This is a genomic window from Pandoraea oxalativorans (assembly GCF_000972785.3).
Lineage (GTDB): Bacteria > Pseudomonadota > Gammaproteobacteria > Burkholderiales > Burkholderiaceae > Pandoraea > Pandoraea oxalativorans.
Genome location: NZ_CP011253.3, coordinates 4,662,583 through 4,675,188 on the forward strand (window position 1 = coordinate 4,662,583; position 12,606 = coordinate 4,675,188).

At 63.5% G+C, this 12,606-nt stretch carries 10 protein-coding genes; 2 read left to right on the top strand and 8 right to left on the bottom strand.

Annotated features, from left to right (window positions below; all coding sequences use genetic code 11):
- Positions 1-34 precede the first annotated feature (34 nt).
- The 3 genes from MB84_RS20535 to MB84_RS20545 form a co-directional block, all read right to left on the bottom strand.
- Entirely contained in the window at positions 35-802 is a 768-nt protein-coding gene (locus MB84_RS20535; RefSeq protein ID WP_052652616.1) for a flagellar brake protein, read from the bottom strand.
- 327 nt (positions 803-1,129) lie between these two features.
- Entirely contained in the window at positions 1,130-1,768 is a 639-nt protein-coding gene (locus MB84_RS20540) for a LysE family translocator (protein WP_046289698.1), read from the bottom strand.
- A gap of 230 nt (positions 1,769-1,998) precedes the next feature.
- Positions 1,999-2,202: a cold-shock protein gene (locus MB84_RS20545; protein WP_039392958.1), complete on the bottom strand. Its 204-nt coding sequence runs from the start codon at positions 2,200-2,202 to the stop codon at positions 1,999-2,001.
- A gap of 502 nt (positions 2,203-2,704) precedes the next feature.
- Here MB84_RS20545 and MB84_RS20550 point away from each other — a divergent pair.
- On the top strand, positions 2,705-3,469 hold the full coding sequence (locus tag MB84_RS20550) for a peptidoglycan DD-metalloendopeptidase family protein (protein WP_052652618.1): 765 nt from the start codon (positions 2,705-2,707) through the stop codon (positions 3,467-3,469).
- 89 nt (positions 3,470-3,558) lie between these two features.
- On the opposite strand, the gene mdoH is transcribed toward MB84_RS20550, so the two are convergent.
- The 3 genes from mdoH to MB84_RS20565 form a co-directional block, all read right to left on the bottom strand.
- Positions 3,559-6,183 (bottom strand): glucans biosynthesis glucosyltransferase MdoH, encoded by a 2,625-nt coding sequence (mdoH, locus tag MB84_RS20555; RefSeq protein WP_157122798.1) that lies wholly within the window; start codon positions 6,181-6,183, stop codon positions 3,559-3,561.
- The gene (locus MB84_RS20560; protein WP_425415873.1) at positions 6,180-7,733 is read right to left on the bottom strand and encodes a glucan biosynthesis protein G; all 1,554 of its coding nucleotides are present in this window, start codon (positions 7,731-7,733) and stop codon (positions 6,180-6,182) included. The genes mdoH and MB84_RS20560 overlap by 4 nt, the downstream gene beginning before the upstream one ends.
- Positions 7,734-8,078: 345 nt before the next feature.
- Positions 8,079-8,741 carry a LysE family translocator gene (locus tag MB84_RS20565; RefSeq protein ID WP_046289700.1) on the bottom strand — a complete coding sequence of 221 codons (663 nt, stop codon included), beginning with the start codon at positions 8,739-8,741 and terminating at the stop codon, positions 8,079-8,081.
- A gap of 265 nt (positions 8,742-9,006) precedes the next feature.
- Between MB84_RS20565 and MB84_RS20570 the strand changes: the two genes are divergently transcribed.
- On the top strand, positions 9,007-9,954 hold the full coding sequence (locus MB84_RS20570; RefSeq protein ID WP_046289701.1) for a LysR substrate-binding domain-containing protein: 948 nt from the start codon (positions 9,007-9,009) through the stop codon (positions 9,952-9,954).
- A gap of 31 nt (positions 9,955-9,985) precedes the next feature.
- Here the strand turns inward: MB84_RS20570 and MB84_RS20575 are convergent, their stop codons facing one another.
- On the bottom strand, positions 9,986-11,494 hold the full coding sequence (locus tag MB84_RS20575; RefSeq protein ID WP_065225811.1) for an MATE family efflux transporter: 1,509 nt from the start codon (positions 11,492-11,494) through the stop codon (positions 9,986-9,988).
- 7 nt (positions 11,495-11,501) lie between these two features.
- Entirely contained in the window at positions 11,502-12,500 is a 999-nt protein-coding gene (locus tag MB84_RS20580; RefSeq protein WP_157122799.1) for an alpha/beta hydrolase family protein, read from the bottom strand.
- Positions 12,501-12,606 lie beyond the last annotated feature (106 nt).

Below are 12,606 nucleotides of genomic sequence, written 5' to 3' on the forward strand. Positions count from 1 at the left end.
TTTTGTCGGTTGTGTTGCTGCCTTCGCCGCAGACTCAGGCCCGGGCGAACGCCTTGCGATTGAGTTCGAGTTGGGTGATCAGCTTTTGCAGACGCGACTCGGCCGCGCGCGACAGCGCGATGAAGCGGCAGCCGATGTGATACTCGATGTCCTTGGCGAGCGGTACGGCGCGCACCGCGCACACTTCCAGATCGACCTGCACGGTCCCGTAGTCACGCAGTTCGATCTCGACGTGCATCAGCATCGATCCCTTGGGGATCTCGGCGGCGGCTTCGGCCTTCGTGCGCAGCCCCACGCCGCCCAGCGACAGATCGAACACCGCGAGGCGCATCGGCGTGTCGTCCGGGAATCTGACCGTACACGGATAGGGATCGAGGATCGGCGTCTTTACGCGGAAATAGTCGCGACGCTGCAAACGCACGAGGGTTTCCGGATACGACGAATAGAACGCGGGATAGCCTTCGTACTCGCGCTCCTCCACGTCGCCGATGGGGAAATGCACCTGAATGCCCTCGGGCACTCCGACGAACAAGGCGCGCTTGTTGGCGAGCAGTGCCCGGTTTTCGGTTTCGATGCCGCCCCAGTCGAAATAGAAACCGCGCGCTTGCGGTTCGACCTTGAGCAGTCGCGTGACGAGCTGACGCTGGCCGTTCGCGAAGTACACCGTCATGAAGTCGCCGCGGGTCGCCAGATGACGCAGCACGCCGCCGATCTCCAGCGGGTTGCTGATGCGATACGAGTCATGCAGTTGAGACTCTTCGTCCGTGGGCGCCGGTGTCACCTGCGGTTCTGTCGTTTCCATACCTGATCTTCTATTTGTCCCCGTGACGGCGCGCGCACAACCACGCCCACCGTACGTAATAAAGCCGTTGCGACGCGCCATGTCGAAGCGATCGGCTCCGGCACCGCGACGTGAGCGGGCACCCGTCGGTGCTCACTTGCCGTCTCATGCATCTGGTCATGAACGTTAACGGTCACTGGCTGGAAATATTGAGTGCCCCGGCGCACGAGCTTACCGCTCCCCGTGCCGTGCGCCACACTCGGGCCATTCCACGCCCTTTCCTTACCTTTCCCGCTTGACGCAGTCTGGCCGCCAGCCTTTCCGGCCTGGCCTCGCAACGTCCTCCGATCAGCGATGCACTGCGGCCATCAACGCGCCGAAGCCCATGAACACGCCACCGCTGATGCGGTTGAATGCCTTGAGCACACGTGCTTCACGCAGATACGGTGCAATGCGCAACCCACCCGTGGCGTAGACCATGTACCAACTCATCTCGATGACGGCGAACGTGCCGAGCAGGATCGAGAACTGCGGTAGCTTGGCGGCCGTCGGATCGATGAACTGCGGCAGGAATGCCGCCGCGAAAAGAATAGCTTTGGGGTTGCTGGCCGCGACGAGGAAGCCCGACTTGAACAGCTTGCCGAAGCCCGACTCGGCCACCAGCGCCGGCGTTGCGAGCTTGGCAGCTTCGTCCTGAGCGTTCACCGGCGAGCGCCAGCTCTTGTAACCGAGGTAGACGAGATAGGCCGCGCCCACATAGCGCAGCGTGTCGAACAGCATCGGCCAGGCCTTGAGGACAGCCCCCAGACCGGCGGCGGAAATCGACATCATCGCGATCAGCGCCGTCATGCAACCGGCCATCGTGCCGAGCGATGCACGCAGCCCGTGGCGCGCGCCATGCGTCATGACGAGCAACATGTTCGGGCCCGGCGTGGCGGAGACGAAAAAAACGGTGACAACAAATAGCCACCACGTTTGCAGGCTCATGATTGCCCCGGAAAAATGCTTACGCGAATTCGATCAGGCATTGTAGCGTCGAACCGGGACGGTGGCATCGTTCGCGTGCACGTCTCATGCGAATCTGCGGGATCTCGTCGAAACGCCCGACAGCGTGCCGAAAAACAAACAGGCCCGATGACTTTCGTCACCGGGCCTGTCGGTCGCGGGACGCAGCGCCGCCCGAAGGCTAGCGCGGCATCACGTGAAGCGAATCAGCCTTAAACCGGCTTGATGTTCGCAGCTTGCTTGCCCTTCGGGCCAGTCTTGACCTCGAACGACACTTTTTGGTTCTCTTGCAGCGACTTGAAGCCGTCCACCTTCACTTCGGAGAAGTGAGCGAACAGGTCTTCACCACCGTTGTCCGGGGTAATAAAGCCGAAGCCCTTTGCGTCGTTGAACCACTTAACGGTACCGGTTTCCATGTTTTTTCCTAATAAAACAATAGCCTGAGGTCGGAATTGACCTCGTGAAGCGCTGACAATCAAGGGAAAATGAAGGACTAGAAACCAGCGAGAAGCAGGAAAACTACGTCTGACAACAACTTCGCGGCTTGACAATCTGCAAGCTGTTTTATACGCGCTGGCCCGATGCTTGTCAACCGGGAAAATGCAGCAAAAAGAGTAACAATTTCCGCAAATAGCGGGGAATTTGGGCACTGTTTGAATGTCCGACCGGCAATCGCAGCCCGTACAATAGGCGTTTTGTCCCGCGCCCATGCCGTTGTCGCCCGTTTGGCCCGTGGTTTGTGCCGTGTGAAACCGTTTTCCGACGCTTTTCCCCTACTACGCACATTCCAGCGAAAGTTGGCCGGCCACCGCGTTTCGCGACCGTCAGCGGGCCTCCACCCTCAAGTTTTTTTCAATCTGCCCACGGATGGAGCCTATTCACCTCGCGCGATCCCTGCGATCGCAATCTGAAATTCGCATGTCCGGCCAGCCGCGCTGGCTTGCTCGCTGCCGTACCCACCTGATCGGCCTGGCCGTTTGCGCCACACTGGCCGCCTGCGCCGGAACGCCGAGCTACGGCCCCGTGCCGGCCGGCAGCTATCGGGTGCAGTCCGGCGACACGCTGTACGGCATCGCCCGCGCCAACAACACCAGCACCGCCAATCTGGTGAGCTGGAACAGTCTGGCCGACGCCGACAAGATCGAGGTCGGTCAGGTGTTGCGGGTCGTGCCACCGCCCGGATCGTCGAGTGCCCCGGCGGCTGTGGCGTCCTCCGGCGGCAGTGCGTCGTCGGGTGCGGCACGTCCTCGTGCCCAGACCAAGCCTGCACCGAAGCCCGCGCCTGCACCCGCCGCGCCACGTACGGCGACGAACAAGATTCCGATGACGTGGCCGGCGACCGGCAGAATCCTCGCCAACTACAACGGCAGCAGCAATAAGGGCATCGACATCGGCGGCCAGGCTGGCGATCCGATCTATGCCGCTGCGGCGGGCAAAGTCGTGTATGCGGGCAACGGACTGCGCGGCTACGGCAATCTCGTGATGGTTCAGCATGAAAACGGCTACCTCACTGCCTACGCCCACAACCGCGCGCTGCGGGTGAAGGAAGGGGCGTCGGTCGGCAAGGGCCAGCAGATTGCCGAGATGGGCGACACCGACTCGCATGGCGTCGTGAAGCTGCACTTCGAGGTGCGTCAGAAGGGCACGCCGTTCAATCCGAACGATTTCCTGCCGCCGCGCTGATCCGCCCCCCGGCATTCGCAGCACCCATGAAAAAAACGGCAAGGCGCGAGCCTTGCCGTTTTTTAATCTCACAGACCTGCTCGAAGCCCTCAGGCCGACGCGAGGAATCCCTGCGACAACCCGTTGGCACGTGCATCGCACCATTCGGGGTGCGCGCGTGGATCGGTCCACACCAGCAGATGAAGCGCCGCCAGTGCACGCGGATCGTTGAGCAACTCCCACTTCTGCGTGTTCGAAAGTTTGGTCGGACCGCGCAGCAGAGCCGTCTCGACACGGTCGGCGCGCAAAGCGTCGCGCTTCGCATCGTCGAGCGTCGGCTTGACGCTCGACGCCACCAGCGCGTTGGCCATCGGATCGACCACGGCGTCCACGAAGTCCACGTGCTTGCCCGCCTCACTCGTGTACTTCTCCGTCATGCGCAGCTCCTTGGGCGGCCACGACTCTTCCGGGATCAGGAACAGGCGCGCACGCTTGAGACCGCGCCCCAGCGACACGCGGCTGGAGAAGACCGACACCGGGATCGAAATCATCATCGAGCCGACAATCGGCATCAGCCACCAGATGAAGTCCGGGTTGAGCCAGTAGACGACACCGCCCCACGCCATGCCGATCACCGTTTGCAGTCCGTGGCGGCGAATCGCCTCGCCCCAATGCGTCTCGGCGTCTTCTCGCGGCGGCGACTTCCACTGAATGGCGATGCCCGTGAGCGCCGCGAGTACGAATTGCGTATGGAACAGCATGCGCACCGGTGCGAGCACCGCAGAGAACACCATCTCGATGAACATGCTGACGGTCACCGCGAAGGCACCGCCAAAGCGCTTCGCCCCTTTTACCCAGATCAGCAGCACCGCCAGAATCTTGGGCAGGAAGAGCAGCGTCGCCGTCGCGGAGAACAACGCCAGCGCGCGCTCCGGGTGCCATTCCGGCCACACGGGGAACAACTGACGCGGCGCCGTGAAGTACTCCGGCACCACCAGCGTGTGCTTGGCGAGCAGGCACGTCGAGAGAATCAGGAAGATGAACCACAGCGGTGCGGACACATAGGCCATCGCGCCCGTGACGAACACCGCACGGTGCACCGGATGCATGCCCTCCGCGAGGAACAACCGGAAGTTCATCAGGTTGCCCTGACACCAGCGGCGGTCGCGCTTGAGTTCGTCGAGCAGATTCGGCGGCATTTCCTCGTAGCTGCCCGGCAGATCGTAGGCAATCCACACGCCCCAACCCGCGCGTCGCATCAGCGCGGCTTCCACGAAGTCGTGCGAGAGAATCGCGCCGGACATCGCGCCCTTGCCCGGCAGCGGTGCAAGCGCGCAATGCTCCATGAACGGCTTGAGGCGGATGATCGCGTTGTGGCCCCAGTAATGCGACTCACCGAGTTGCCAGTAGTGAAGCCCGGCAGTGAAGAGCGGGCCATAGACGCGCCCCGCGAACTGTTGCAAACGCGCATAGAACGTTTCGCGGCCTGCGGCGAGCGGTGCGGTCTGGATCAGGCCCGCGCTCGGATGCGCCTCCATCATGCGCACGAGCTTGGTCAGGCATTCGCCGCTCATGACGCTGTCCGCGTCCAGCACGATCATGTAGCGATAGTCGCTGCCCCAACGACGGCAGAAGTCGTCGAGGTTGCCGCTCTTGCGCTTCACGCGACGCTGACGTCGGCGATAGAAGATGCGGCCGAAGCCACCGACCTCGCGGCACAGCGCCTGCCATGCGTCGACTTCGGCGGTGCAGTTGTCGGCCTCGTTGGAGTCCGACAGGATGAAGAAGTCGAAGCGTTCGAGCGAGTCGGTCTTGGCCAGCGACTCGTAGGTCGCGCGCAAACCGGCGAACACACGGCCGACGTCTTCGTTGCAGATCGGCATGACGATGGCCGTGCGCGCATCGGGCTCGATGGGCGCGTCGCCCGCCGCCATCTTCGAGATCATGTGCCGCTCGCCACCGACCAGCAGGACGAAGAAGCCGAAGATGGCCGTCCAGAAACCGGCCGAGACCCAGCCGAAGAGCAGCACGAACAGCACGAGCACCGAGAACTCCAGCGGATCGGCGCCGTGATACGGCAGCACCGAGGCCATGAAGTGCGTGGCAAGCGCCGTCTGCGCGATCATCAGCGCGAGCAGCATCCAGCGGCGGCGGCGTCCCGCCTGCGACCAGCGCCCCTTGGGATCGGGGGCGTCGCGCACGAGCGGATCGAGGTCTTTGCGGCCGATGAGCTTGCGCCACAGCCGTGCGAGCGGATTGAGCGACCACGGACGCGGAATAAGCGACGTGCGGCGCACCGGCGGCGAGACACGCAGCGTCTGCACACCCCGCACTTCATTCAAGCCCGCGGCGGCGGCCAGCGAGCCGCCTTCCGTGAGCGCGAGCCGCACGGGTTGCGACGCGAGCACCGCGTCGCTGTCGGACTCGATCTCGGCAAGATCGTGGCCGTGCCACGCCGCCGTCGCCACCGTTGTGGTGGCGCCGTCGCTCTGACCGGCAGGCTCAGCGGCCTCAGTCTCTTCGGAAGCCGTCGCAGACGCGTCGACCGTATCGATTGCCTCGCCTGCGACGTTCGACCCGCGCGCAGCGAGCAAGCGCTGCAAGCGGGTCAGAACGTCGAGCGAATCGCCACCGTCACGCTTCGCTTGTGCGAGCAGCGCACGACGTTTCTCGGCGGGCAGGGGCAACCGGTCGACGTAAAGTTCGTCGACCGGAATGTCGGAGCGGTCGCTCACTCGGGGGGTAACAGGTAGCTCCACGTTTCGGATAGGGTGTTACTGCCGTTGCGCAGGTAAGCGCGCATTTCGACGGGTTTCTCGGAATCGAGGCGACGCATGCGAAGCATGACGCGATAGCCTCCCGTGACGTCATTGCGCTGCGTCTGCACTTCGAGGATCTTGCCGTTGCCGTCGATCGACACATTGCCTTCGACCGTGGCATCGTCCGGCAGCTTCTTGAGCCCCGGGCCTTCGAAATCGAGTGCGAAGAGCAGACTGTCGTCTGGTTTTCCCCGGTAGCCGTGTCCCCGGCGGCTTTGCGTCACCCACGCCAGAGGCGGGCGCTTATCGTTATCCTTTTGCCACGAGAGCCGGTATTCGAGCGACAGCGGCTGCTTGGGCTTGGGCGGGGCATCGGGCACCCAATAGGCGACGATGTTGTCGTTGGTTTCGTCCGGCGTGGGAATCTGGACCAGCTCCACGCGGCCTTGCCCCCATTTGCCCTTCGGTTCGACCCAGGCGCTCGGACGTAATTCATAGTGGTCTTCCAGGTCCTGATAGTTGTTGAAGTCGCGGTCGCGTTGCACCAGCCCGAAACCGCCGGGATTGGACAGCGAGAACGACGACACCAGCAGGCGCTTGGGATTGACGAGCGGACGCCAGATCCATTCGCCGGTACCGGACTGGATGGACAGGCCGTCGGAGTCATGCACTTCGGGGCGATAGTCGGGCACGGGGGCCTGCTGGTTTTCGCCGAAGAAGAACATGCTGGTCAGCGGAGCAATGCCCAGCTTGGTGACGTTTTCGCGCAGGAACAGTTCGGATTTGACGTCGACGGTCGTGTCGACGCCGGGGCGCAGCGTGAAGCGGTACGCACCGGTCGCGCGCGGCGAGTCGAGCAACGCGTAGATGATCAGCTCTTTTGCACCGGGTGCGGGACGCTGAATCCAGAACTCGGTGAAGCGCGGAAACTCTTCGCCGGAGTTCAGCGCGGTATCGAGCGCGAGGCCGCGAGCAGACAAACCGTAGGTCTGGTTCTTGCCTAGTGCGCGGAAGTAACTCGCGCCGAGGAAGACCATGACTTCGTCTTTGTACTTGGGCGTGTTGACCGGGAAGTGAATACGGAACCCTGCGAAGCCGAGGCCGCGCAGTTGTTTGGGGTCGACCTTCAGTGCGCCGAAATCGAACATGTCGGGGCTGTAGCGCACTTCGCGCACGCTGTTGGCGCTCAGTTCATTGATTTTGACGGGCCGGTCGTAGTACGAACCCTCGTGGAAGAACATCAGCTCGAACGGCAGCTTCTGCGCACGCCACAGCGCCTTGTCAGGCTTGAAGTGAATGTTGCGATAGCGGTCGTAGGTCAGATTCTGAAGCTCTTTGGGGAGATTCGGATCCTTGGGCTTATAGCGGTTGTTCGCCAGCGTGCGCGCTTGTTTGGCGACGTCGTCGAACGAGAAAGCATGCGCCGCGCCCGAGACGAGTGCACAGACGCTGAGTACGCCGGCCATCGCCAGGCGCAGGGCACGGTGGGAAATCTTGCGGGGAACCGCGTTGAGCAGGAATTCCATCGGCAGTGGGGAATGGCATGTAACGCGCGTGCTGGCCACAGCCAGCGTGCGCCGAACGCGCAATTTTACCCGTTCATTCACCGATTGACTAAAGATGCATCGGCAAAACCTTCGAAGCGGGCACTCACATTACCCCAATCGTCTGCTGTGACGGTGCTTCCGGCGCGTCACAAATTTGTGACTTTTTGTGACCGGGCGGCGAAATGAAAGGATTTCGCTCCCTTTTCAGCCTGATTTCACCCTCATTTCTGCCAGTTTTCCGTCATTTTCTGGCCATTCCCGCGCCATTTTCATGGCATTCGGGGTGGAATCGCCCGGAAACCGCGTCCGTTGCCCGCCCGCGCTTCAGCGACTCGCCATTGCCAGCAATCCGCCCAACGTCATCAGTGCGCCACCGATGGTCCGTCTTACGAGGTGCTGTCGCCGCACCATCGCCTCGCGCATCCATCCCGCCGAGAACCCCAATGCCACAAGGCTGAACCATGCCCAATGCGCAAACGACATGAACGCCCCATAGGCCAGGCCGAGCGCCCAGCCCGTGCCCGGATGCACGACCTGCGTGAAGGTGCTCACCACGAACAAGGTGCACTTCGGATTCAATGCGTTGGTGAAAAAGCCGGTGCGAAATGCGAGCAACGCCTCGCGCCAGCGGGCGGGGTCTGCGCGGCCTGATTCAGGTGACGGTGACGAAGCTGAAGCGCCTTCCTCTTGCGTGACGTCTACGACCGGCGACCGGTCACGCAACGTCCGCCATCCGATGTACACCAGATACGCGGCACCGATCCATTTAATCACCGTGAACAACCATGGCACCTGCACGATCAGCAGCCCCACCCCGACCAACGTGTACGCCACGTGCACCTGCACACCCGCCGCGATGCCCAGTGCCGCCCATAACCCTGCGCGGCGCCCGTGACGCCAACTTTCCCGCGTCACCATTGCGAAATCCGCGCCCGGGCTGATCACGGCCAATACCGTGATCGTCATAACCGCTATCAGCTCTTGCATGACTTTCTTTCACTCATCTTGTGTGTACCCGGTCATCCCATCGACGGAAGCGGTGCGATGAGCGGGGGATCAGGGCCCTGTTCTGAACCGAGTTGGGTCTATGTCTGAGGGGCGGAATAGGGCCCTGGTCCCCCGCGGGGCCGGGTGCGGAACGGGCCTCAATGCCTGCTGCCCGCACTGTCGCTTCTCAGGCCGAATTCTCGCCATTTCCGTCTCTGCCGAAAAACGATCAATTGGCCCGCTCATCCGTGATAATTTCTCACGCATGACGCGATCTTCCCACCGCCCCCTTGCGCGCACCCTTCCCCTGAACGCCCTTCAGGTCTTCGACGTCGCCGCCACAGAACTCAGCTTCGCCCGCGCCGCCGACCGGCTCTTCGTCACTCACGGCGCCGTCAGCCGACAAATCCGCACCCTCGAACTCGCCCTAGGCCTCTCGCTCTTCGAACGTCGTAACCGCGCCGTCTTCCTGACCGTTGCCGGAGAAAAGCTCCACGCCACCACCCGGCAGATGTTCGAGCAACTCGCCACTACCGTCGCCACCCTTCATCCCTCGTCGCCCTCGGACACGCTCGTCGTCTCCTGCGAACCGACGCTCGCGATGCGGTGGCTGATCCCTCGCCTCGCGTTCTTCTCTCAAGCGCATCCGGGCATCTCGCTCCACCTTCACTCCGCTGGCGGCCCCGTCGACTTCGAAAGCGCCGGTGTCGACGTCGCCATTCGGCGCAACGACTTTTTCTGGGGACATTCGCTTATTGCCGAGCCGCTCGCCGACGAATGGATCGGCCCCGTCGGTCTTCCCACGGCCTTCGACGCGCTACCGATTTCGCATCTCCACACGCGCACGCGTGCGCACGCCTGGCAGGACTGGCAGCGCGCCATGCGCGCCGCGCCGTCGCCCGAACGCCTGGAACGCTGGAAACGCTTCGAGACGAGCGCCACCCCGGCAACGCCGCCGTTCGAACACTTCTATCTGAGTCTGCAAGCTGCTGGCGCGGGCCTGGGGGCGGCCATCGGATCGGTCTACATGGTGTGTGACGAACTGAACGCCGGACGCCTCGTCGCCCCCGTCGGCTTCATCCGCGATGGCTCAGGCTACGTCGCGCTCTCGCGCGAACCGTTCGCCGACAATCCAGCGAAGGCAGCACTGCTGAACTGGCTGCGCACGGCACTGGCGCAGTCCGCATCGCGCTGGATCGCGAATGTGCAGTGACAAGAGGGACGGTAAAACGTGGGCAGACGCGTCAGGCACGCGGGTCGTTCTGCGCGTCGGGAGTGGTAGGTGACGGTGCGGCCGTCGGCGACGTCAGCGCGGTCGGTGGAACGGGTACAGCGGCCGGGCCGGCAGCAGCGCCCGCCGCATCTTTGCTCTGCGCCACGGCTGGCGGCCCCTTGGGCAACATGCGTACGCCACGCCAATTGCCCCACTTGTAATACGTGAGCGCCATCACGAGCGAGACGGCGAACCCAAGCGGGAAGCTCCACCAGATGGCCTCCGCGCCCCACGTCTTCTGCATCTGCCACGCGAACGGCAGCCGAATCACCCACTGCGAAACGAACAGGATGACGAGCGGCGCCGTCACCGCGCCCGTCGCCCGCACCACGCCGAAGAGCACGATGGTCACGCCGAACAGCACGAACGACCATGCCACGACTGCATTGATGTGCTGCGCGACGGAAATGGCGTAGCCATCGTCCGGCAGGAACGCATTCATGAACTGACGGTTGAACAACAGGATCGCAATCACCAGCGTGCCGGTCATGGCGAAGTTCAGCCCGACGCCCACACGCCCGATCTTCGTCACACGATCCCACAAGCCCGCCCCGACGTTCTGCGCCGTCATGGACGACACCCCTGCACCGATCGCCAGCGCGGGCATCTGCACGTACGTCCACAACTGCGATGCGACGCCATAGGCCGCCGTGGTCTGCGATCCGTAGCCATTGACGAACCCCATCATGACCATCGCCGACGACGAGATCACCACCATCTGCAACCCCATCGGCAATCCCTTGACGACGATCAGCCGCAGCAACCCCATGTCGATCCACAGATACTTCCAATCCTTGCGCGTCAGCCACAGCGGGTCGCGCCGCTTGTACAAGGTGTACATGAGCGCGGCGAGGCTCACGGTCTGCGCGATGAGCGTCGCGCCCGCCGACCCCGCAATGCCGAACGGCGGAATCGGGCCCCAGCCAAAGATGAGCAACGGGTTGAGCGCCACGTCCAGCCCGGCGGACAACAGCATGAAACGGAACGGCGTGCGTGCGTCACCCGCCCCGCGCAACGCCATCATCACGAAGTTGTAGAAGTACATCACCGGCAACGCTACGAAGATGATGCGCAGATACGCGACCGCAAACTCGCGTGCATCGCTCGGCGTGCCCAGCGCGCGCAGCAACTCCGGCGTGAAGATGTAGCCGAACACGGCCACAGCCGTCGACATCAGGACGAAGAATGTCGCGCTCGTGCCGACGATGCGCTGGGTCAGCACGTGGTTCTTCGCGCCGATGGACTGACCGATGAGGATGGTGTTGGCCATGCTGATGCCGAACACGACACCCAGCAGGAAGAACAGCAGGATGTTGGCGTTGGACGCCGCAGTGAGCGCCGACTCGCCGAGGTAATGGCCGATCCACATCGCATTGATCGACGCATTGAGCGATTGCAGCACGTTGCTGCCCAGCACCGGCAGCGAGAACCAGAACAGGGTTTTGCCGATGGGCCCGCGTGTGAGGTCCTGTTCTGCCATCGCCGTCTTACTTCGTATCGAACTTCACGCCGGCCGCCGGCGCGGGCACGGCACACCGGTGGCCGCGCACATTATCGAGAAAGCGCTCGATCAGCGGCAGTATCTTCGCTTCGATGTCGCCATGCCCGTAACCGAAACCCGCGAAGTTGAAGTGCGTCGCGCCATCGACCACCGCGAGCCAGTGACACCCCGGGGGCATGTCGGCGAACGGCTCGGTGCGCGTCTGCCATTTGCCTTCGAGGGGATCGTCGCGCGTACCCGTCACGAGCAGAGCAGGCTTACGCACGTCATGCCACGCGCCCGCCGGAAAGATCGCGCCTTTGCCTTGCGGCGATAGCGCGATGTATGCGTCGAAACGGTCGTCGCTGTCGAGCCCGAGCTTGTTCTTCGCGCCCGCCTCGATCATGACGGTCACCGCCCCCATCGAATGTCCCGCCAGCACCGCAGGCCCTGCGTGGCACTGACCCCGCGCCCAGCGCAGCGCCGCCCCCGCATCTTCGAGACGGTCGTCATACGCTTCGGGGTCCGTAGTGAGGGCGAGCAATCCGTCGCGCAGACCGCCGTTGCGCACCCGGTCGCGCAGCGAGTCGCGTCCGCTTTCCTGATGCGCCATCGTCACCGTCAGCCAGCCGTATTGCGAGAGCGCTCGCCCGAGCCACGACATCGCGTCGCGGTCGTCGCCCGCGCCGGGGCTCACGACGACGACGCCTTGACAGGCCGCTTGAGGACGGAAGACGTGCAGGTTGGCATACGCGCCGTCGCTGCGCATCACGCGCTGATCGACGCCGGTCGCGGCCGAAGATGGGGACGATAGGGAACCGGCGGGCGTCGAAGCAGGTCTGGCCGCAGCAGCAGGGGCGGCTTTCGCTGGCGCGCCCCCCGGCAGAATGGTGTCGGCAGCGAAAACGTGAGACGGGAAAACGACAAGCGACGATGCGACGAACAGCGACGCGCCGACGCTGCAGGCACCGAGCGCGACGCGTAACGTCCCGAACGATCGTCCCACGGCCCTGCGCGACTTTCCGAGCATCCGTTCTCCCCTTGGTTTCCGGCAGCACGCAGCCAACCTGGCCCAAGGGGCGCTTGTCCCTGATCTTGCTAAGCTCGAACCA